We start from the raw sequence: 20,591 nt of genomic DNA, 5'->3' as shown, positions 1-20,591 counted from the left end.
CAGCGCGCCAGCGCCGCCGCGCCGGGCTTGACCATATGGTTAAATCACTATATCCAACGGCGCGTTCGTCGGCGGGGCCGACCCGTTGTGAGAAGATGCGCGAAGAGCTTTCCTGTCCAAAGGCGCCGGGCGGCGAGGATCGCCTCAAGGTGCAGCTCGTGCACAAGATCGACGCGCTGCTGAAGGAGCGCGGCCTCAAGCAGGTGGAGGCCGCGCGGCTCTTTGGCGTGAAACAACCCGATGTCTCGAAGCTGCTGCATGGCGACTTCAGGCAATTCTCCGTGGAGCGGCTGCTGCGCTTCCTTGTCGCGCTGGGACAGGACGTTGAAATCGTCGTGAAGCCCCACGCCGGCGGCCCGCAAGCCGCGACCCTCCGCATCTCATGAACCCGAAGCATTCGAAGAAGGATTCGCCATGACCGCAGCCGTGCGCATTGACACGACCCTCGCGCCGAACGGCGCCGAGGCGCTGGAGGCGAGCATTCAGAGCGCCAAGCGCGCGCTGCTCGCGCTCGGCAAGACCGACGGCCACTGGTGCTTCGAGCTCGAAGCCGACACGACCATTCCGGCGGAATATGTGCTGATGCGCCATTTCCGCGCCGAGCCAGTCGACGCGGAGCTCGAACGCAAGATCGGCGTCTATCTGCGCCGGACCCAGGGCGATCATGGCGGCTGGCCGCTGTTTCAGGACGGCGCATTCAACATCAGCGCCAGCGTCAAGGCCTATTTCGCGCTGAAGATGATCGGCGACGACATCGACGCGCCGCACATGGCCCGCGCGCGTGAGGCGATCCTCGCCCATGGCGGCGCGGCGACGTCGAATGTGTTCACCCGTTCGCTGCTCGCCCTCTATGGCGAGATTCCGTGGCGCGGCGTGCCGGTGATGCCCGTCGAAATCATGCTGCTGCCGAGATGGTTTCCCTTTCATCTCGACAAGATTTCCTATTGGGGCCGCACCGTTCTGGTGCCGCTTCTCGTGCTGATGACGAAGAAGCCGCAGGCGAAGAATCCCAAGGGCGTGCGCATTCAGGAGCTGTTCACGACGCCGCCGGAGGAGGTGAAGGTGTGGCCGAAGGGCGAGCATCAGACCTGGCCCTGGGCGCATGTGTTCGGCGAGATCGACAAGCTTCTGCGCCTGATCGAGCCCTATATGCCCAAGCGCTCGCGCGAGCTTTCCATAGAGCGCGCCGAACGCTGGACGACCGAGCGCCTCAATGGCGTCGACGGGCTCGGCGCGATCTTCCCGGCGATGGTGAACAGCCTGCTCATGTATGACGCGCTCGGCGTTCCCGCGACAGACCAGCGCGTGAAGGACGCGCGCGACTCCATCGAACGTCTGCTCGTCGTCAATGAGACCGAAGCCTATTGCCAGCCCTGCGTCTCGCCGGTGTGGGACACCTCGCTCGTCGCCCATGCGTTGCTCGAAACCGGCGACGACGACGCCCGCGCGCGCGCCCGTCAGGCGCTCGACTGGCTCGCGCCGCTTCAGGTGCTCGACGTGAAGGGCGACTGGGCCGCGCAGCGCCCGGACCTGCGCCCCGGCGGCTGGGCCTTCCAATACGCCAACGCCTATTATCCGGACGTCGACGACACGGCGGTCGTCGCCACCGCCATGGATCGTCTGACGGCGAATGAGAGCGCCAGGCCCTATGACGAGCGCATCGCCCGCGCCAAAGAGTGGATCGAGGGCATGCAGTCGAAGAACGGCGGCTGGGGCGCCTTCGACGCCGACAACTGCTACCACTATCTCAACCACATCCCCTTCGCCGATCACGGCGCGCTGCTCGATCCGCCGACGGTGGACGTCTCGGCCCGCTGCGTCTCCCTCCTCGCCCAGCTCGGCGACACGGTGGAGACGAGCGACTGCCTCAGGCGCGGCGTCGATTACATCATCAAGGATCAGGAGAAGGACGGGTCGTGGTTCGGCCGCTGGGGCGCCAATTACATTTACGGGACGTGGTCGGCGCTCTGCGCGCTCAACGCCGCCGCCCTGCCGCATGAGCACGACGCCTACCGCCGCGCCGTGAACTGGGTCGTCTCCATCCAGAATCCCGACGGCGGCTGGGGAGAGGATCTCTCGAGCTACAAGCTCGACTACAAGGGCTATGAGCCCGCCCCCTCCACCGCCTCGCAGACCGCCTGGGCGGTGCTGGCGCTGATGGCGTCCGGCGACGTCGGTCATCCGGCCGTCGCGCGCGGCGTGGCCTGGCTTCAGGCGACGCAGGCCGAGCACGGACTGTGGAACGAGGCGCGCTTCACCGCCACGGGCTTCCCGCGCGTCTTCTACCTGCGCTACCACGGCTATGCGAAATTCTTCCCGCTGTGGGCGCTGGCCCGTTATCGCAACCTGCTGAACACGAACAGCAAACTGGTGACCGTGGGGCTGTGACGCACGCCGGGCGCGGGCTCTCCCTCCCCTTCACGGGGAGGGTGGCCCGGCGAAGCCGGGTCGGGTGGGGTCAGGCAGCAACGACAGTCATGGCCGCCCCCCACCCGTCGCGCTTCGCGCGCCACCCTCCCCGCAAGGGGGAGGGAATCGAGCGGAGAGGTTGCCATTCTTCTCCGCCTGTCTTCGCCGATCCCCCGCCCGCGTCCCTGTCGACCGTTGACTTTGCTCTCAAACACGGAAACTTATCGCAACGGTCACGAACAGGGGGGCGCTTATGACGCTGATTCAGAGCCGCCGGCGCGAGGCGGCGAGAGTTTCGGCGCCCGGCCCCATCCTCGTCGTCACCGGCATGAAGCGTGAAGCGGCCTGCGTCGCGGGCGAGGGCGTGGTGGCGCTGTGCAGCGGCGCCAATGTCATCAAGCTGCGCGCCGATCTCGACCAGCTCCAGGACAAGCGCTTCGCCGCCGTGGTGAGCTTCGGACTTGCCGGGGCGCTCGATCATGCGTTGCGGCCGGGCGACCTCCTCATCGCCGATACGGTCGTCTCCGGCGACACGCGCCACGAGACCCACGGCCGCCTTTCCGACGCGCTCGCGGAAGGGGCCGGCGCGAGGGGCTGCCGGGCCGTCCCCGGCGCCATCGTCGGCGTCGATCAGCCGGCCATGGACCGCGCCGCCAAAATCCGCCTGCGCGAAGCCGCGGGGGCCGCGGCGGTCGATATGGAGTCGCATCTCGCGGCGGACTTCGCCCTGGACAGGGGCATTCCCTTCGCCGTCCTGCGCGCCATCAGCGACCCGGCGCATCGCGCCCTGCCGCCGCTCGCCGCCAAGGCGCTGATGCCCTCGGGCGACGTGGATGGAAAAATTGTGGCGCGCGAACTGCTTCGCGCGCCAGGTCAGATCGGCGGACTGATTCTCGCGGGTCTCGAGTCCCGCGCGGCCTTCGGGACGCTAGGCCGCTGTGGGCCGCTCCTCGGACCGCTTCTTCGCCTCGTGCTCTCGGATCTCTGAGAGCCTGGCGATGTTCTCGTCGTAGACATATTCGGCAGGGCGCTGATTCTCGAGCGAGATGTCCGGCGCCATCGGCCCTTCCGTGCGCACCCCGAACAGCGCCACCGCCGCCGCCTTCCACGGCCGCTTCACCGTATCCGCCACGGCCGTCGGCTCGAAGCCGCAATGGACCATGCAGTCGGCGCATTTCTCATAGTTGCCGACGCCGTAGGCATCCCAATTGGTCTCTTCCATCAACTGCTTGAACGTCGGCACATAGCCTTCGCCGAGAAGATAGCAGGGACGCTGCCAGCCGAACACGGTGCGAAGCGGATTGCCCCAGGGCGTGCAGGCGTAGCTCTCATTGCCGGCGAGGAAGTTCATGAACAGGCCGGACTGCTGGAAGGCCCAGCTCCGGCCGCCGCGGCCGCGGCGCAGAATGGCGCGGAACAGCTCCTTCGTCTTCTGCCGGTTGAGGAAGTGGGTCTGGTCCGGGGCGCGCTCATAGGCGTAGCCCGGCGACACGGTCATGCCGTCGATGCCCATGGCCGTGGTGTCGTCGAGGAATTTCGCGACCTTCTCCGGATCGGCGTCGGCGAAGAAAGTGCTGTTCGTGGTGACGCGGAAACCCTTCGATTTCGCCAGCTTGATCGCCTCGACGGCGCGCTCGTAGACGCCGTCCTGGCTCACGGCGCGGTCGTGCATCTCCTTGTCGCCGTCGAGATGGATCGACCAGGTGAAATAGGGCGAGGGCTTGTACTGGTCGATCTTCTTGGCCAGCAGCAGGGCGTTGGTGCAGACGATGGCGAATTTGCCGCGCTTCGTGATGCCCTCGACGATCTGCGGCAGGTCCTTGTGCAGCAGCGGCTCGCCGCCCGCGATGACCACCACCGGCGCGCCGCATTCGTCGACCGAGGCGAGACACTCCTCGACGGACAGGCGCTTGTTGAGAATATGGTCCGGATAATCGATCTTGCCGCAGCCCGAACAGGCGAGATTGCAGCGGAACAGCGGCTCCAGCATCAGGACGAGGGGATAGCGTTTTCTGCCGAGGAGATGCTGCTTGACGAGATAGGAGCCGATCTTCGCAACGTAACGGAAAGGTATGGACACGGCTTGTTCCTGTTGTGTTGCGCGACCTTCAAGGGGCCGCGAGACAAGAGGCGCCCCGGCGCTCCCCCGCGACGTCGCGCCGGCGCGATCATGGAGCCTCTCGGCCCTCTAACACGAAAGTTCCGGAAGGAAAACCCAGCCTCCCGGCCGCCTGCGTCCCTGTCCCGCCCGGGTTGCTTGCGCAAAGGCAAAAATAGGTCTCATTTGCCTCTCATCAATGAAGCCGCTTTGGCGGCGGGGCGAGGATCGAGGAGCTTTTCATTTCCATGACAGTCGCGAGCCCGCCTGCCCGCCCCGAGTCCACCGCCCCGCGCCGGACGCTCCCGCTGCATGCGCTGTTCGCGCCGCTGCGCCGCTTCTGGGCCGGCGACGTCAATCTCGGCCGCGTCGGCATGGCGGTGACGCTGCCGGTGCTCGCCTGGGTCTTCTACACAACCTCCTCCGGCATGATCGACATCATGCAGAAGGAGCAGGGCGACCTCATCGGCCTCGCCGGCGCCTTCGTGGCCACCACGGCCGTTCTGGTGATGCTGGCCTCGACCTCCTGGTCGCTCGGCGCCGATCTCGCCGCGCTGATCGCGCGCCGCCACATGGCCCGCGAACGCATGGTGATGAAGACCATCGTGACGGCGGCGGTGTTCGTGTTCGTCTTCTCGATCTCCGCCTTCTTCTCCTTCACCTACTACTACAACAACATCTTCAAGCTCAGCTCGCGCAAGATCGTCGCCGAGCTGCAACCGATGGAACTCGCCGCCGAGGTCGTTCTGCCGGCCACGAAGGAGATAAGCGCGGCCTATGAGGCGGCCTCCGCCAGGATCGTGGCGACCTCCTCCTTCGCCGCCTATCTCGGCGCGCTCGACGGGCTGATCGACACGGCCCGCGCCGCCGGCCCCGCCCTGCGCGACGCGATCCGCAAGAGCCAGGAGGGGCAGCAGGCCGCCCTCGCCAGGGCCGCGCGGGAGGCGGCGGCCGAACTCGAAAGCGCCCAGGCCGCGACCCGCCAGATCGACGAGGCCCCCGTCGAGATGGCGACGCTCGAAAAAGCCGCCGCCAATCTCGACGCCATCATCAAATCCAAGCAGGAGGAAATCGCCGCGCTCGACGCCGCCGCGCAGCGCGAGGAGCAGCTCGCGGTCGACGCCGAACACGGGCTCGACAACCGCGGCGCGACTTGCGGGCCGAATTGCCGGACGCATCGGCTCAAGGCCGAGGAGGCCCACCACCGCGCCGCCACGATCCGCCAGACGCTCGCCGGCCCGGTGACGGAGCGCGCGAGCGCGCACAAGAAGCGCGACGCGCTCGCCGCCCAGACCCTCGCCCTCAGGCAGAAGGCCGACCTCGCTGGCGCCGCGGCCCGGCGCCCCATCCCCAAGGGCGAAGCCGCCCTCGATCTCGACGCGACCCTGCGCGACCTCACCGCGCTGCGCGACCAGCTCCGCATGGACCCGACCTGGGCCAGAGCCCGCGACGCCAAGCCGCTGTGCGAACCGATTCTCGCCGCCGCGCGCCAATCCGGCGCCCTGCCCGCCGCCGTGCCGCGCGACTTCGCCTGCGAACCGCAGGGCGAGGCGCGCGATCTGCTCTCGGCGCGGGACGACACCATCGCGGCCCGCGCGGCCTTCGACAGGAAATGCAGCCTCGACGCCGGCCTGCGCGACGAGCTGAACGCCGTGGTGGCGAGGATTCGCGCCGCGCCGGCCTCCGACAGGGCGGCGGCGGCCAATGGCTTCAACGAGGCGAAGGCGCTCGTCGACGCCTGCGTCGTCGCCGGCAAGACCGTCGGTCTCAGCGAGGACGAGGTGCGCGCGCTGCTCAAGAAGAGCGACGATTTCCTGCGCGCCCATTCGACCGAGCGCAACAAGTTCGAACTCGCGCGCGAAGCCTTCTGGAGCTTCACGCCCGACTCCACCATGGCGATCTGCGTGGCCATGGCTCAGGACGCCTTCCTCTTCATCATGAAGTTCCTGTCGGAGATCTTCAAAAGAGGCTTCGAGGCGCGCGAGCGCCGCCAGTTCACAGCGCCGATCGACCTCACCGACGACGAGGCCGAGCCGGTGGAGATTCGCGCCATGAAGGCGATGCTGCGCGTGGCCCGGCCGGTGCACGGCGACATGAGCGAGATCGATCCGCAGGATGCGCCGCTTCTCCTGCTGTCGCAGAATGTCCGTGACACGCTCGTGGCGATCCTCAACCGTCTGGTGCGCGACGAGATCGCCCATGTCGACCGGCGCGGCTGCTATGTGGTGGACAATGTCACGGTGTCGCAGGTCGAGGCGCGTCTGCTGGCGGCGCTGAGGCCGCGCGCGCGGGCGGCGCGCTATGGGCTCGACGCGAGCGGCGGCCCGCGCGCCTATTACAGCGACGCCGTGCTGGCGAGCGGGCGGCGGCGGCGGCCGACGGCCTTGGAGCGCTATCTGGCGCCGGAGCCGCGCGGCGGGGAGGATGGCGGCGGGGTGGGGTGATCCGCCCCCCTCGGCCTTACGCCGCCGCCTGCGCCCGGCTCCATGACGGCGTGTAGCGCAGGCACAGGCCCTGCAAGGGCGTCGCGAGCCCCGACACGATGCTGATGTCCCGCCAGCTCGGGAAATTTTGCGGCAGCATTTGCAGCGCGAAGCCGACGGCGGAGAGAAATTCCGCTTCCGTCGCGAAATCATGGGCGCCGAATTCGCAGACCGTCTGCCGGCCCCATTCGACGCCGTCGAGCAGCGTCTCCATCATGGGAACCGCCCAGCGCGCGCGACCGACGACGCGGCGCACGGCCTCCGGGTCCGGCCGCGCGGCGCGCCAGCGCAGCGGCGCGTCATTCATGCGCGCGGCTTCCGCCTCGCTGACGAGATCGGGCGTCGCGTGAAGTTCATGCGCGGCGATGGAGAGGCAGGCCGCCGGATTGCGCGTCCAGGCGTCGAGCCCGCACAGCCACATGGCCGCCTGCTGATGCAGCCGCCCGGCGCCGCGCTCGCCATCCTCGGGCCGGAACCGCGCGCGCATGAAGACGACGCCCTCGCCGACGGTCCGCGCCAGGAAACAGCCCGCCGCGCGCGCGTCAATGTCGATGGCGTCGGGCTCGAAGCGACGCAGTCCGGCGAGGCGGGGCGGGGAGAGGAAATTGTCCCAGGCCGGATCGAGACCGGCCGAGCGGCGGGTGATGGCGTAGCCGGACGACGGCGTGACGCGGCGATCCTCGCCCGCCGCCAGTTTGCCGTAGTGCAGGCGATGGAATGAGATGACGCTCGCCTCGTCGCCCGCCGTCATGAGCCTGTCCTCATCAAGCCGCCCGCCCGATGAAGATAAGTTCGCTTTATTAACCAAGAATTGAGGCGGCGCGATTTTCTTCGACGCGCGCGTCGAGTTGCGCGTGGGAGAAGGTGAAAGCGCTGTCGAGGCCCAGCGCCGCATAGAGAATCGGCTCGGCCGTCAGGAACGGCCGCCAATATTCGCTGAAGGCGCGGGCGCCCTCGATGCGCGCGCGACGGAACCGCCGCTCGCCGGGCTGGTGGGGGTCCATGTTCGGATTCTGAAACCGCTTGGTGAATCCATAGGCCGAGCAGACCGTATAGCGCACGGAGACGCCGCCGCCGCCAGGTTGCTCCAGCGCGCGCAGGCGATCGAGCCAGGGCGCCGCGCGCAGCGATTTGCGCAACACATGCAGCGCGACGGCCGGATCGCAGGCGTAGGTGAAGGCGCTCGGGCCGAGCCGGGTGAACAGCCGCTCATATTGCGAGAAGACCACGACGACGCGCTTGAGCCGCCGGTCGCGCGTGAGCGCCAGACGGTCGAGAAGCCGCGACAGCGTGCCGGTCCAGGCGGAATCCTCCAGCCGCACGAGCGGCAGGACGATCACCAGCGCGTCGGCGCCGAGCATCTGTGAGGCCAGCTTCGCCTTCACGTCGTTGAGGATCGCGACCGCGGCGCCGTCCGGGGGCACGGCGATCTCGCCGGCCGAGTCGACGATTTCGAGCAGCCACGGCCCGCGCGTGACGACCTCCGGAGGCGCCTCGCCATTCACCGAGAGGCGGAAATAATACTCGTAGGTGTTGAGCGTGTCGGTGGCGACGCCGCCCTCGGCGAAATCCTGCTTGAGGCGCTCATAATCGCCCTGCTCGGCGGAGAACAGATCGGCGCGGCGCGGGTCTTGCGGATCGGCGGCGTATTCGGCCTGGCTGATGGGCTGCAACGCCGGCCGCAGGCGCGGCGAATAGCCGAAGGCGCTCTGCGCCACGCAATCGGCCAGCGAGGCGAGAAGCGAGGACTTGCCGCCCTTCTTCGGCCCCACGAGACAGATGGCAAGCTTTTCCGTCATTTCCGCTCCATTGCGACGGCGCGACCATACAGGGCGCAAGCGGCGCGGGAAAGGCGCGGATGTGGCGCCGGAAGGTGACGCGCGGCGGTCGCCTATGCTAAGCGCGCGTCATGCTCGAAGGTTTGCCCCCCAATGGCGCCAGCCATGTGCTGCGCCTCTCCACCGACGAAGGCCGCGCCCGCGCCGTCGCCGACATCATCGTCGAGACATTCGACCCCACGGAAACCGCCGCCGCCGCCTTTGAGGTGGACGACGGCCCCGTCTGGTCGGTCGAGGTCTATTTCGCGGAGGCGCCGGACGAGGATGAAATCCGCGCGCTGATCGAGGCGGTCAGCGACGCCGAGACCGCCGCCCGCGCCGAATTCGCCGAGATCGCCAAGGAAGACTGGGTGCAGAAATCGCTCGCCGGTCTGGAGCCGGTGCGCGCCGGCCGCGTGGTGGTGCACGGCTCCCACGACCGCGCCCGGCTGAAGCCCAACGACATCGGCGTCGAGATCGAGGCTGCGCTCGCCTTCGGCACGGGGCATCACGGCACCACGCTCGGCTGCCTGCGGGCGCTGGACAGGATCACCAAGCGTCGCCGCCCGCGCCGGGTGCTGGACGTCGGCACGGGAACGGGCGTTCTCGCCATCGCGGCGGCGAAGCTGCTGCGCCAGACGGTCGCCTGCGGCGACATCGACCCGGTCGCGGTGGAGACGGCGCGCGCCAATGCGGTTCACAATGGCGCGGTCGCCTTCGTGCGGCCGGTCGTCGCCACGGGCCTGCGCCACGAGGCCATGGCCGGGCGCCATGATCTGATCTTCGCGAATATCCTGGCCAAGCCGCTGCGCCTGCTCGCCCCCGCCATCGCCCGCGCGGCGGCGCCGGGCGCGGAGCTGGTGCTCTCGGGGCTCCTGCTGCGCGACGTGCCGGGCGTGCTCTCCGCCTATCGGGCGCAAGGGTTTTCGCTCGCCGAGCAGACGGAAATCGACGGCTGGGCCACGCTGGTGCTGCGCCGGGGTGGGGCCTAGGGGCCACTCCGAGTCCGATCCACACGCTTGATGAAGGCGCCAATCTGCTCCCTCTCCCGCGAAAGCGGGGGAGGGTTGGGGAACGGGCTTCTCAGCCGACGCTGGCGATCTCCGCGACAATCCCCTCGGCGGCCGCGCGCGGGTCGGCGGCGCGGGTGATCGGCCGCCCGACGACGATGTGGTCGGCGCTGGCCGCGATCGCCTGTGCGGGCGTCATGATTCGCTTCTGGTCGCCGGCGTCGGCGCCCGCCGGGCGCACGCCGGGGGTGACCAGCAGCATGCCGGGGCCGATGAGCGTTCGGATCGTCGAAAGCTCCAGCGGCGAGAGGATCAGGCCGTCGATCCCCGCCGCCTGCGCCTGACGCGCGCGCCGGGCGACGAGGTCGGCGACGCCGAGGGCGTAGCCCGCGTCCCTGAGATCCGCGTCGTCGTAGGAGGTCATCACCGTGACGGCGAGAAGCTTCAGGTCTCCTGCTCCGGCGCGGGCGGCGGCCATGGTCTGCGGATAGGCGTGGATGGTGAGGAAGTCCATGCCCAGACGCGCAATCTGCCGCGTCGCGCGCTCCACCGTGGCGCCGATGTCATGCAGCTTGAGATCGATGAAGACGCGCTTACCGGCGTCCTTGAGCTCCTGCGCCAGCGTCAGCCCGCCGCCATAGGCGAGCTCCATGCCGATCTTGTAGAAAGAGGCGGCGTCGCCGAGCGTCGAGACCAGCGCGCGCGCCGCCTCGACGCTCTCGACGTCGAGGGCGACAATCAGCCGGTCGCGGGCCGCGGCGTCCGTCACGGCTTGCCGCCGTGCCCGGCCTTGCGGTAGCGCCAGACACGCGCGGGCGGGATGTTCATGATGATGGGCGCCGAGCCCTTGCCCACATAGGCGCCGCTGACGTCGCGCGCGTGGAGCGGCATGGGCGATTTCGTCAGCCCGTAGGTGAACTGGATGAAGAGCCCGTCGTCGCCCATCAGCTCGAACGCCTGATGCAGCAGCTCGACCCGGTCGCGCTCGGGCCGCACCAGCAACGGCAGGCTCGACACGACGGTCGCGACCCTGCCGCCGAGCTTGCCGTCCAGCGTCTTTTTCAGCCCATAGGCGTCGCCCTGCACGATCTGCACGCCCGGATAACGGTCGGCCAGCATCTTGCAGAAACGCTGCTCATATTCGACGAGCACGAGACGCTCGGCGGGAATGCCACGGGCGAGAAGGGCCTTGGTGACCGGTCCGGTGCCCGGTCCGAGCTCCACGATGGGGCCCTCGCGCGAGAGGTCGACGAAGCCCGCCATGGCCTTGGCGAGCGCGGGGCCGGAAGGGGAAACGGCGCCGATCAGGCGCGGATTTTCGATCCACTGCTTGATGAAACGGGCGTTGTCGGCAAGCGAGCTTTTCTGGCTGTTCGGCAAGGGCGTCTTCCCTGAATTCGGCTTCTGTCGGCCAGTTATACGCCAAACGGCCCCGCTGTCGGGGCCGTGGGCGCGAGAATAGGGGAGGCTTGCGAGAAAGACAACGCAGCAGGGCGGCGCGTCGTCATTCGGGGCAGGGAGACTTTTGCAAAGAGCCGGCTTGCACTAAAAATTGCAAACCTTAAGCTGTGCAATCGCAACGTGTTTTCTTCGATTCAGTCGCCGGAGCGCCGCAGATGAGCTTATGGTCTGATTTTCTGACGAACGATCAGCGCCTGATCCATAAATGCAGAGCCTATTTTCCCGCCTATGAGCGGCACTTCGCCAGATTCGTGAACACCGGCGTCACCTTTGTCGAGATTGGCTGCGGCAGGGGCGGCTCCTTGCAGATGTGGAAGCGCTTTTTCGGGCCGCACGCCCGCATCATCGGCATCGATATCGAGGAAGCCTGCAAGACATATGAGGAGAGCCAGATTTCGGTCCGGATCGGGGATCAGTCGAACACGGAGTTCCTGAACGCGGTGTGCGAGGAATTCGGCCCGCCGGACATCGTGCTCGACGATGGGAGCCATCTCATGTCGGATGTGCGCGCCTCCTTCGACTTCCTCTATCCGAGGATCGCGCGCAGCGGGGTTTATGTGGTGGAGGACATGCAAACGGCCTACTGGCCGGAATTCGGCGGCGGCGTGAGGCGCCCCGAGTCCTTCATGGAGACCGCCAAAAATCTCATCGACGCCCTCAATGCGGATCATTCGCGAGGCGTCCTGCCGCCGGACGCCTTCACGCGATCCACCTTGTCCATGCATTTCTACGACGCGATGATCGTCTTCGAGAAGGGATGGCACGACGAGAATATCGCGCTCAAGACAGCTGGCCGCACCTAGGGGCAGCCTGGCTCCCTCTCCCCGCGAGCGGGGAGAGGGGACTAACCGCCGAACAAATCCTTCATCCGGGCGAAGAAGCCATGCTCCTCCGGATGAGTCTCGTGCGAGGACTCCTTCTCGAACTCGGCCAGCAGTTCCTTCTGCCGCTTGGTGAGTTTCTGCGGCGTCTCGACGCTGAGCTGAACGTGCAGGTCGCCGAAGTCCCGGGTGCGCAGCACCGGCATGCCCTTGCCCTTGGCCTTGATCTGCCGGCCGGTCTGCGAGCCCTCCGGAACCTTCAGCTTGATTTCCGAGCCGTCGATGCCGTGGACCCTGATGTCGCCGCCGAGCGCGGCGCGGACCATGGAGATCGGCACGCGGCAGTAAAGATCGGCGCCGTCCCGCTGGAACATGGGATGGGGCTTCACGGACAGGAAGATGTAAAGATCGCCCGGCGGGCCGCCGCGCACGCCGGCCTCGCCTTCCCCGGCGAGGCGGATGCGGGTGCCGTCCTCCACCCCCGGCGGCACATTCACCGAGAGCGACCGCTCGACTGTCTTGCGGCCGGAGCCAGAGCAGGACGTGCACGGGTTGTCGATGAGTTCGCCACGGCCCTGGCAGGCGGGACAGGTGCGCTCGATCGCGAAGAACCCCTGTTGCGCGCGCACGCGGCCGTGCCCGGCGCAGGTCGTGCAGGTCTTGGGCTTGGAGCCTTTCTTCGCCCCCGTGCCGGAGCAGGCCTCGCAGGTCGCCGAGGTCGGGATTTTCAGCGACGCGGTCTTGCCGACATAGGCCTCCTCGAGGGTGATCTCCATGTTGTAGCGCAGGTCCGAACCGCGTTCGCGTCCTCCCGAGCGGCTGCGCCGGCCCATGACGTCGCCGAAGAGATCCTCGAAAATATCGGCCATGGAGGCGCCGAAGCCCTCCGACGCGCCAAAGCCCCCGAAGCCGCCGCCGCCCTGCTCGAAGGCGGCGTGGCCGAAACGATCATAGGCGGAGCGCTTCTGCGGATCACAGAGGCATTGATAGGCCTCGTTAACCTCCTTGAAGCGCGCCTCCGCCTCCGGATCGCCCGGATGGCGGTCGGGATGGCACTGCATCGCCGCCTTGCGGAAGGCGATCTTGAGCTCGGTTTCCGTCACCGTGCGGCTGACGCCGAGGATTTCGTAGTAATCGCGTTTGGACATGTGTGTCGTCGTCGTCAGTCGCAAGCTGCTCGCCCGGAGGAGCGGCCCGGCGCTTCGCGATGGTGCAAATCTCGAACCGGCTTCGAAACGCAAGGAAACCCGGCGCTTTCACGCCGGGCTTCCGTTGGCTAGCGCATCCGACCGCTCAAGGCCAGCCCGCCTTACTTCTTGTCGTCGCCGACGTCCTTGAACTCGGCGTCGATCACGTCGTCCTTGGGCGCCTCGCTGGCGCCGGCGTCCGAAGCGCCGGACTGCTGGGCCTTGTACATCGCCTCGCCGAGCTTCATCGAGGCCTGGGCCAGTTCATTGGTCCTGGCCTTGATGGTCTCGACATTGTCGCCCTCGAGCGCGGTCTTCAGCGCGGCGATCGCCGACTCGATGGCGCTCTTGTCGGCGCCCGAGACCTTGTCGCCGAATTCGGCGACCGATTTCTCGGCCGCGTGGATCGAGGCCTCGCCGTGGTTTTTGGCGTCGACCAGCTCGCGCCGCGCCTTGTCCTCGGCCGCGTGAACCTCCGCGTCCTTGACCATCTTCTCGATGTCGGTGTCCGACAGGCCGCCGGACGCCTGGATGCGGATTTGCTGCTCCTTGTTGGTGGCCTTGTCCTTCGCGGTGACGTTGACGATGCCGTTGGCGTCGATGTCGAAAGTCACCTCGACCTGCGGCACGCCGCGCGGGGCCGGCGGAATGCCCATCAGGTCGAACTGGCCGAGCAGCTTGTTGTCCGCCGCCATTTCGCGCTCGCCCTGGAAGACGCGGATGGTCACGGCCTGCTGATTGTCTTCGGCGGTCGAGAACACCTGGCTCTTCTTGGTCGGGATCGTCGTGTTGCGGTCGATCAGGCGCGTGAACACGCCGCCGAGCGTCTCGATGCCCAGCGACAGCGGGGTCACGTCGAGCAGCAGCACGTCCTTGACGTCGCCCTGGAGAACGCCGGCCTGGACAGCCGCGCCGATGGCGACGACTTCATCCGGGTTGACGCCCTTGTGCGGCTCCTTGCCGAAGAACTGCTTCACGACCTCCTGCACCTTCGGCATGCGGGTCATGCCGCCGACGAGCACCACTTCGTCGATCTCGGCCGCGGAGAGGCCCGCGTCCTTGAGCGCCTTGCGGCAGGGCTCGACCGTGCGCTGGATCAGGTCGTCGACCAGCGCCTCGAACTTGGCGCGCGTCAGCTTCAGGGTCAGATGCTTCGGACCCGTGGCGTCGGCGGTGATGTAAGGCAGGTTGATCTCGGTCTGCGTCGCGGAGGACAGTTCGATCTTCGCCTTCTCGGCCGCTTCCTTCAGGCGCTGGAGGGCGAGCTTGTCCTTCGTCAGGTCGATGCCCTGCTCCTTCTTGAACTCGGCCGCCAGATATTCGACGATCCGGTTGTCGAAGTCCTCGCCGCCCAGGAAGGTGTCGCCGTTTGTCGATTTCACCTCGAAGACGCCGTCGCCGATCTCGAGGATCGAGACGTCGAAGGTGCCGCCGCCGAGGTCATAGACCGCGATGACGCCGGACTGCTTCTTGTCGAGGCAATAGGCCAGCGCCGCCGCCGTCGGCTCGTTGATGATGCGCAGGACCTCGAGGCCGGCGATCTTGCCGGCGTCCTTGGTCGCCTGACGCTGGGCGTCGTTGAAGTAGGCCGGAACGGTGATGACCGCCTGCGTCACGGTCTGGCCGAGATAGGCCTCCGCCGTCTCCTTCATCTTCTGGAGGATGAAGGCCGAGATCTGCGAGGGCGAATACTGCTTGCCCGCCGCCTCGACCCAGGCGTCGCCATTGTTGGCCTTGACGATGTGATAGGGGACGAGACCGATGTCCTTCTTGGTCATCGGGTCTTCGAAGGTGCGGCCGATCAGGCGCTTGATGGCGAAGAAGGTCTTGTCGGGGTTCGTCACCGCCTGACGCTTCGCCGGCTGGCCGACGAGGCGCTCGCCGTCGTTCGTGAAGGCGACGATCGAGGGCGTCGTGCGCGCGCCTTCCGCATTCTCAATGACTTTGGGGGTCGACCCTTCCATGACGGCCACGCAGGAATTGGTCGTGCCGAGGTCGATGCCGATGATTTTGGCCATATCGTTTTCCTTTCGCTCTCAATCCGGAACCCCGAAGCGGTTCCTTCAACACCTCCGGACGGCGGCTCGCCATGAGCCCGCCGCGCGATCCAGAGGCGGTGTTCGCTCCCCAAGATTGGGTTTGCCCCAGCCTGCCGCAAGGGCAGGCCGCATATAGAAGAAGGAAACCCCCGCGACAAGCCGCCGCCTTCCCGCGATCAAGCTTCTGGCAAGCGAAGGGCCGTCGGTCGGAGCGGGTGGACCTTGACCGTTTTGTGATGAATGATAAATATTGAAATTCGTCAGTCGTTGCCACGCAGGAGGCGCCGCGCGGCCCATGACCAAGTCTTGCAGCCATATTTCTTTTCCGCCCGTCCTCGTCTGCGTGGCGCTGGTCGCCGCTCTTGGCCTCTCAGCCTGCGGCAAGCGGGAGGAGGAGAACAGGGACGCGCTCTCCGAGCGCCCCGTCCTGGTCGCCCAGCCCCGTGTAGCGGCGCAGTCGCAGGGACGGGAGTTCGCGGCGACGATCCGGCCGCGCGTCGAATCCGATCTCGGCTTCCGCGTGACGGGCAAGGTCGTCAAGCGCTTCGTCCAGGCCGGGCAGAAGGTGAAGGCGGGCGAGCCCCTGGCGGCGCTCGACGAGAATGATTTCCGTCTCCAGCGGGAACAGGCCGAGGCCGAGCTCTCGGCGGCGAGGATGGTGGTGGCGCAGGCGCTGGGCGACGAGAAGCGCGCGCTGGCGCTGCGCAAGAACGGCTGGACGACCGACGCCACGCTCGACCGCATCCGCGCGTCGGCGCAGGAGGCGCGGGGGCGCCAGCAGCGGGCCGAGCGGGCCCTCGAGCTCGCCCGAAACTCGCTCGATTACGCGACCCTGCGAGCGGATGGCGACGGCGTCGTCACCCAGACGCTGGTCGAGCCGGGGCAGGTTTTGGGCTCGGGCCAGACGGCGATCCGGCTGGCCCATTCCGGCGCGCTGGACGCCGCCGTCTCGCTGCCGGAGGATTTCGCGCCCTATGCGGACAAGGGCGCGGCGACGCTGACGCTGTGGTCGAACCGCGGCAAGGTCTATCACGCCAGGCTGCGCGAGCTCAGCCCCTCCGCCGACGTCGCGACCCGAACGTTCGCCGCCCGCTACGCCATTCTGGATGCGGACGCCGCGCTGGCGCTCGGGATGAGCGCGACGCTCAGCATTGCAGCGGCCGGACCCGAGCAGGTGATGAGCGTGCCGCTCTCGGCGCTTTACAATCAGGGCGACGGACCTTCGGTCTGGAAGGTCGGCGCCGACGGACGTCTCGAGCTCGCGCCGGTCAAGCTCGTGCGTCTCGACTCCGACGCGGCGCTGGTCACCGGCGGGCTCTCGCCGGCCGACCAGATCGTGGTGCTGGGCGTCCACAAGCTGGAGGCCGGCCGCAAGGTGCGCGTGATGACGCGCCAGACGCTCTGACGGGAGCCGCGCCGATGCGCTTCAATCTTTCCAGATGGGCGGTGCAGCGCCCGCAGCTCATGCTGTTCCTGATGATCGCGATCGCGGCTTCGGGCCTCTATTCCTATCTGCGCCTCGGACGCGCGGAGGACCCGTCCTTCACCATCAAGGTGGCGAATGTCATCGCGACCTGGCCGGGCGCGACGGCGCAGGAGATGCGCGACCAGGTGGCTGATCTCTACGAGAAGAAGCTTCAGACGCTGCCCCATCTCCACAAGATCGAGACCTATACGAAGCCTGGCTTCCTGGCGATGCAGGTGAGCTTCAAGGACACAACGCCGCCGCGGGAGATTCCCCAGCTCTTCTATCAACTCCGAAAGAAGCTCAGCGATATACAGGGAGATCTGCCGGCCGGCGTGCGCGGGCCGCAGATCAACGACGAATATGGCGACGTCGACTCGGTGCTCTACGCCGTGACCGGCGACGGCGCCGATTACCATATGCTGCACAAGGTCGTCGAAGCCCTGCGCCAGCGTCTCGTGGAGACGCCGGAGGTGATGAAGGTGGATGTTTACGGCGAGCAGCCCCGCCGCGTCTATCTCGAGTTCAGCCAGGAGAAGATCGCCAATCTCGGCGTTGAGCCGCAAGCTCTGTTCGACTCGATCGCCAAGCAGAACGCCGTCACCAACGCTGGCGCGTTTGAAACGTCCGCCAACAGGGTGCGCATACAGGTCACGGAGGAGCTGAAAGGAGCCGACGCCATCGCCGCCATTCCGGTTCCGGCGAATGGCAAGGTCTTCCGGCTCGGCGACATCGCCGAGGTGCATATGGGCTTTGAGGACCCGCCCTCCTTCCTTGTGCGCTACAAGGGCCAGCCCGCCGTCGTCATCGGCGCGGTTCTGGCGAAGGGCGGCAACGTCTTCAATTTCGGCAAGGCCGTGGCCGATGCGGTGGCCGAGGTGCGCGCGACGACTCCGGTTGGAATCGAGATCGATCAGATCGCCGACCAGCCGAAGGTCGTCGAGGAAGCGGTCGGCGAATTCACGCGCTCCTTCATCGAGGCGCTGATCATCGTTCTGGGCGTGAGCTTCGTGTCGCTGGGCTTTCGCACCGGCGTCGTGGTGGCGCTCTCCGTGCCCTTCGTCCTCGCCGTCGTGTTCATCCTCATGTATCTGATGGGCATCGACCTGCAGCGCATTTCGCTCGGGGCGCTCATTATCGCGCTGGGTCTCCTCGTCGACGACGCCATCATCGCGGTCGAGATGATGATGGTGAAGATGGAGCAGGGCTACGATCGCATCAAGGCCGCGACCTTCGCCTGGGACTCGACCGCCTTTCCCATGCTCACCGGCACGCTGATCACCGCGGCGGGCTTTCTGCCGGTCGGCTTCGCGGCCTCGGGCGTGGGCGAATACACCGGCTCCATGTTCTGGGTGCTGCTGGTGGCGCTGGTGGCGTCGTGGTTCGTGGCGGTGATGTTCACGCCCTATCTCGGCGTGAAGCTTCTGCCCGATTTCGGCAAGCTGCATCCCCACCACGATCCCGACGAGATTTACCAGACGCCCTCCTACAGGCGCCTGCGCGCGGTCATCGCCTGGGCCGTGGACAACCGGATCAAGGTGATCGCCTCGACCGTGGGCGTCTTCTGCCTCGCCATTCTCGGCATGGTCGTCGTTCAGAAACAGTTCTTCCCCTATGCGGAGCGGCTGGAGCTCTTTCTCCAAATGCGCATGCCCGAGGGCTCGTCGATCGGCGCGACGCTCGAAACCGCGAAACAGGCGGAGGCGCTGCTCGCCGACGATCCGGACATCAACTTCTTCACGACCTATGTCGGGCAGGGGCCGCCGCGCTTCTGGCTGGGGCTCAATCCGCAACTGCCGAACGAGGCCTATGCCGAGACGGTCATCGTCTCGAAGGACGTTCCGGCGCGCGAGCGGCTGAAGAAGAAGATCGAGGCGGCGGTCGCCAATGGCGCGCTGCCACAGGCGCGCGTGCGCGTCGACCGCTTCTCTTACGGCCCGCCCGTGGGCTTTGCGGTTCAGTTCCGGGTCATCGGCGCGGATCCCCAGAAGGTGCGCGAGATCGCCCATCAGATTCGCGATGTCGTCGAGCAGGACCCTGGCGCGGACGACCCGCATCTCTCGTGGAACGAGCAGACGCCGAGCGTCCGGCTGGTCATCGACCAGGACCGCGCCCGCCTCATGGGCGTGACGCCGCAGGACGTCTCCAATCGCATTCGCATGGCGGTCTCGGGCGTCACCGTGACCACGCTGCGCGACGGGACCGACCAGATCGACGTCGTGGCGCGCGCCGTTCCGGAGGAGCGGGCGGCGCTTGGCGCGCTCGGCGACATGGTGCTTTATTCGCGCGACGGCAGGCCCGTGACGGTCTCGCAGGTCGCCAAGATCGTCTACGAGCATGAAGAGCCGATTATCTGGCGGCGAAACCGCAACATGACAATCACCGTGCGCGCCGGCGTCAAGGACGGCGTCCAGGCGCCGGACGTCTCCCAGCGCGTCTGGGCTCAGCTCGCCGACATTCGCGAGCATCTGCCGCCGGGCTATCGCGTCGAGATGGGCGGCGCCATCGAGGAATCGGCCAAGGGCAACAGCTCGATCTTCGTCGTGTTCCCGGTGGTGATTCTCTTCATGCTGTCCATCGCCATGTTCCAGTTGCAGGATTTCACGCGCGTGGGACTTGTGATGATGAGCGCGCCGCTCGGGCTGATCGGCGCGTCGCTGGCGCTCAACGCCGCCCACGCGCCGTTCGGCTTCGTCGCGCTTCTCGGCCTGTTCGCGCTGTCGGGCATGGATATGCGCAACTCCATCATCCTCGTCGATCAGGTGCGACAGGATCTCGAAGGCGGCGCCAATTACCGGGAGGCGATCATCGGCGCCACGGTGCGCCGCGCCCGGCCCGTCGCGCTGACAGCGCTCGCGGCGATCCTGGCGATGATCCCGCTGTCGCGCTCCGCCTTCTGGGGGCCCATGGCGCTCACCATCATGGGCGGCCTGTTCGTCGCCACCTTCCTGACGGTGCTGTTTCTGCCGGCGCTGTACGCCCTCTGGTTTCGCAAGCATCTCGATGACAGACTGCCAGTCGCCGCGCCGCAGACCGTCGCGCTTGGCGAGGGCCTGGCCGGGGAGGCAGCGGAATGAGTGGGGCGACCGAGGCGGTTGCGACGCGCGACGCCGATGCGCGCGCGCGGGACACGGATACGCGCGCCAGAATCGTCGCGACGGCGGAACGCCTGTTCCGCGAGATCGGCTTCCAGAAGACGACGGTGGCCGACATCGCGCGGGACCTGCGCATGTCTCCCGCGAACGTCTATCGCTTCTTCGGCTCCAAGGCCGAGATTCACGTGGCCGTCGCGCGGCATCTGATGGGCGAGGCGGAGGCGGCGGCGCAGGCGATCGCGTCGGGTCCCGGCTCGGCCTCGGACCGGCTGCGCGCGCTCGTGCTCGGCAATGAGCAGATGAACGCCAGTCGCTACCTCGCCGACCGCAAGATGCACGAAATGGTCGAGGCGGCGCTGGAGCAGCACTGGCCGGTGATTTCGGAGCATATCGACCGTCTCGACGCGATCTATGAAAGCGTCGTCGCGTCGGGCATGGAGTCGGGCGAATTCGCCAAGGGCGATCCCCGGCTGGCCGCCCGGCTCGTGCACCTGTCCTGCATCCGCTTCTGTCATCCCCGGCTGATGGTCGAATATGCCGACCGCCCGGAGCCCACGAGCGCGCAAATGATCGAGTTCTGTCTCGCCGCCCTGCGCGCCGGCGTGGAGGCCTGACGCGCCTCCGGCTTCGAGCCATCGCGAGGCGTGTCGCACTGCTCTCCAAAAGCGCCTCTTACGCCGCCCGCAACGCTTGTGTATGATAACGC

16 protein-coding genes are annotated in these 20,591 nt (G+C 67.3%); 9 read left to right on the top strand and 7 right to left on the bottom strand.

What is annotated here, in order from left to right; all coding sequences use genetic code 11:
- Positions 1-95: 95 nt before the first annotated feature.
- From ACR652_RS16960 to ACR652_RS16950, 3 genes are all read left to right on the top strand, one after another.
- Positions 96-386: a helix-turn-helix domain-containing protein gene (locus ACR652_RS16960; protein WP_434507658.1), complete on the top strand. Its 291-nt coding sequence runs from the start codon at positions 96-98 to the stop codon at positions 384-386.
- A gap of 28 nt (positions 387-414) precedes the next feature.
- Positions 415-2,388: a squalene--hopene cyclase gene (shc, locus tag ACR652_RS16955; protein ID WP_434507657.1), complete on the top strand. Its 1,974-nt coding sequence runs from the start codon at positions 415-417 to the stop codon at positions 2,386-2,388.
- 274 nt (positions 2,389-2,662) lie between these two features.
- Positions 2,663-3,397: a phosphorylase gene (locus ACR652_RS16950; protein ID WP_434507656.1), complete on the top strand. Its 735-nt coding sequence runs from the start codon at positions 2,663-2,665 to the stop codon at positions 3,395-3,397.
- On the opposite strand, the gene hpnH is transcribed toward ACR652_RS16950, so the two are convergent.
- Positions 3,338-4,489 (bottom strand): adenosyl-hopene transferase HpnH, encoded by a 1,152-nt coding sequence (gene hpnH / locus ACR652_RS16945; protein WP_434507655.1) that lies wholly within the window; start codon positions 4,487-4,489, stop codon positions 3,338-3,340. The genes ACR652_RS16950 and hpnH overlap by 60 nt on opposite strands.
- A gap of 266 nt (positions 4,490-4,755) precedes the next feature.
- Here hpnH and ACR652_RS16940 point away from each other — a divergent pair, with 266 nt between their 5' ends.
- Positions 4,756-6,951: a hypothetical protein gene (locus ACR652_RS16940; protein WP_434507654.1), complete on the top strand. Its 2,196-nt coding sequence runs from the start codon at positions 4,756-4,758 to the stop codon at positions 6,949-6,951.
- A 16-nt stretch (positions 6,952-6,967) separates the two neighbouring features.
- Here ACR652_RS16940 and ACR652_RS16935 read toward each other — a convergent pair whose 3' ends face one another.
- Positions 6,968-7,741, bottom strand: coding sequence for a hypothetical protein (locus tag ACR652_RS16935; RefSeq protein WP_434507653.1), 774 nt, complete (start codon positions 7,739-7,741; stop codon positions 6,968-6,970).
- A 49-nt stretch (positions 7,742-7,790) separates the two neighbouring features.
- Positions 7,791-8,789: a hypothetical protein gene (locus ACR652_RS16930; RefSeq protein ID WP_434507652.1), complete on the bottom strand. Its 999-nt coding sequence runs from the start codon at positions 8,787-8,789 to the stop codon at positions 7,791-7,793.
- Positions 8,790-8,899: 110 nt separating this feature from the next.
- Here ACR652_RS16930 and ACR652_RS16925 point away from each other — a divergent pair, with 110 nt between their 5' ends.
- Entirely contained in the window at positions 8,900-9,799 is a 900-nt protein-coding gene (locus ACR652_RS16925; protein ID WP_434507651.1) for a 50S ribosomal protein L11 methyltransferase, read from the top strand.
- Positions 9,800-9,890: 91 nt separating this feature from the next.
- On the opposite strand, the gene pyrF is transcribed toward ACR652_RS16925, so the two are convergent.
- Together pyrF and ACR652_RS16915 are read right to left on the bottom strand one after the other, a co-directional pair.
- Complete coding sequence (gene pyrF / locus ACR652_RS16920) at positions 9,891-10,586, bottom strand: orotidine-5'-phosphate decarboxylase (protein WP_434507650.1); 696 nt, start codon at positions 10,584-10,586, stop codon at positions 9,891-9,893.
- On the bottom strand, positions 10,583-11,197 hold the full coding sequence (locus ACR652_RS16915; protein ID WP_434507649.1) for a class I SAM-dependent methyltransferase: 615 nt from the start codon (positions 11,195-11,197) through the stop codon (positions 10,583-10,585). Before ACR652_RS16915 ends, pyrF begins: the two co-directional genes overlap by 4 nt.
- A 236-nt stretch (positions 11,198-11,433) precedes the next feature.
- Between ACR652_RS16915 and ACR652_RS16910 the strand changes: the two genes are divergently transcribed.
- A complete protein-coding gene (locus tag ACR652_RS16910) occupies positions 11,434-12,081 on the top strand; it encodes an SAM-dependent methyltransferase (RefSeq protein WP_434507648.1) in 648 nt (215 codons plus the stop codon).
- A 41-nt stretch (positions 12,082-12,122) separates the two neighbouring features.
- Here ACR652_RS16910 and dnaJ read toward each other — a convergent pair whose 3' ends face one another.
- Positions 12,123-13,247, bottom strand: coding sequence for a molecular chaperone DnaJ (dnaJ, locus tag ACR652_RS16905; protein ID WP_434507647.1), 1,125 nt, complete (start codon positions 13,245-13,247; stop codon positions 12,123-12,125).
- A gap of 161 nt (positions 13,248-13,408) precedes the next feature.
- Positions 13,409-15,304: a molecular chaperone DnaK gene (gene dnaK / locus ACR652_RS16900; RefSeq protein ID WP_434507646.1), complete on the bottom strand. Its 1,896-nt coding sequence runs from the start codon at positions 15,302-15,304 to the stop codon at positions 13,409-13,411.
- A gap of 316 nt (positions 15,305-15,620) precedes the next feature.
- On the opposite strand from dnaK, the gene ACR652_RS16895 reads away from it, so the two are divergent.
- From ACR652_RS16895 to ACR652_RS16885, 3 genes are read left to right on the top strand one after another with little or no spacing between them, the layout of a single operon-like run.
- Entirely contained in the window at positions 15,621-16,730 is a 1,110-nt protein-coding gene (locus ACR652_RS16895; RefSeq protein ID WP_434507645.1) for an efflux RND transporter periplasmic adaptor subunit, read from the top strand.
- Positions 16,731-16,744: 14 nt separating this feature from the next.
- A complete protein-coding gene (locus ACR652_RS16890; RefSeq protein ID WP_434507644.1) occupies positions 16,745-19,867 on the top strand; it encodes an efflux RND transporter permease subunit in 3,123 nt (1,040 codons plus the stop codon).
- Positions 19,864-20,499, top strand: a complete 636-nt coding sequence (locus ACR652_RS16885) for a TetR/AcrR family transcriptional regulator (protein WP_434507643.1) — start codon at positions 19,864-19,866, stop codon at positions 20,497-20,499. Before ACR652_RS16890 ends, ACR652_RS16885 begins: the two co-directional genes overlap by 4 nt.
- Positions 20,500-20,591: the final 92 nt, after the last annotated feature.

This window comes from Methylocystis sp., from assembly GCF_051061225.1.
GTDB lineage: Bacteria > Pseudomonadota > Alphaproteobacteria > Rhizobiales > Beijerinckiaceae > Methylocystis.
This window is presented reverse-complemented; position numbering and strand designations above follow the sequence as displayed.

Excerpts from the sequence above, each read along its gene's own strand:
- ACR652_RS16960 (WP_434507658.1), top strand. The coding sequence starts at position 96 with ATGCGCGAAGAGCTTTCCTGTCCAAAGGCGCCGGGCGGCGAGGATCGC.
- shc (WP_434507657.1), top strand. The coding sequence starts at position 415 with ATGACCGCAGCCGTGCGCATTGACACGACCCTCGCGCCGAACGGCGCC.
- ACR652_RS16950 (WP_434507656.1), top strand. The coding sequence starts at position 2,663 with ATGACGCTGATTCAGAGCCGCCGGCGCGAGGCGGCGAGAGTTTCGGCG.
- ACR652_RS16940 (WP_434507654.1), top strand. The coding sequence starts at position 4,756 with ATGACAGTCGCGAGCCCGCCTGCCCGCCCCGAGTCCACCGCCCCGCGC.
- ACR652_RS16935 (WP_434507653.1), bottom strand. The coding sequence starts at position 7,741 with ATGACGGCGGGCGACGAGGCGAGCGTCATCTCATTCCATCGCCTGCAC.
- ACR652_RS16930 (WP_434507652.1), bottom strand. The coding sequence starts at position 8,789 with ATGACGGAAAAGCTTGCCATCTGTCTCGTGGGGCCGAAGAAGGGCGGC.
- ACR652_RS16925 (WP_434507651.1), top strand. The coding sequence starts at position 8,900 with ATGCTCGAAGGTTTGCCCCCCAATGGCGCCAGCCATGTGCTGCGCCTC.
- ACR652_RS16910 (WP_434507648.1), top strand. The coding sequence starts at position 11,434 with ATGAGCTTATGGTCTGATTTTCTGACGAACGATCAGCGCCTGATCCAT.
- dnaJ (WP_434507647.1), bottom strand. The coding sequence starts at position 13,247 with ATGTCCAAACGCGATTACTACGAAATCCTCGGCGTCAGCCGCACGGTG.
- dnaK (WP_434507646.1), bottom strand. The coding sequence starts at position 15,304 with ATGGCCAAAATCATCGGCATCGACCTCGGCACGACCAATTCCTGCGTG.
- ACR652_RS16895 (WP_434507645.1), top strand. The coding sequence starts at position 15,621 with ATGACCAAGTCTTGCAGCCATATTTCTTTTCCGCCCGTCCTCGTCTGC.
- ACR652_RS16890 (WP_434507644.1), top strand. The coding sequence starts at position 16,745 with ATGCGCTTCAATCTTTCCAGATGGGCGGTGCAGCGCCCGCAGCTCATG.
- ACR652_RS16885 (WP_434507643.1), top strand. The coding sequence starts at position 19,864 with ATGAGTGGGGCGACCGAGGCGGTTGCGACGCGCGACGCCGATGCGCGC.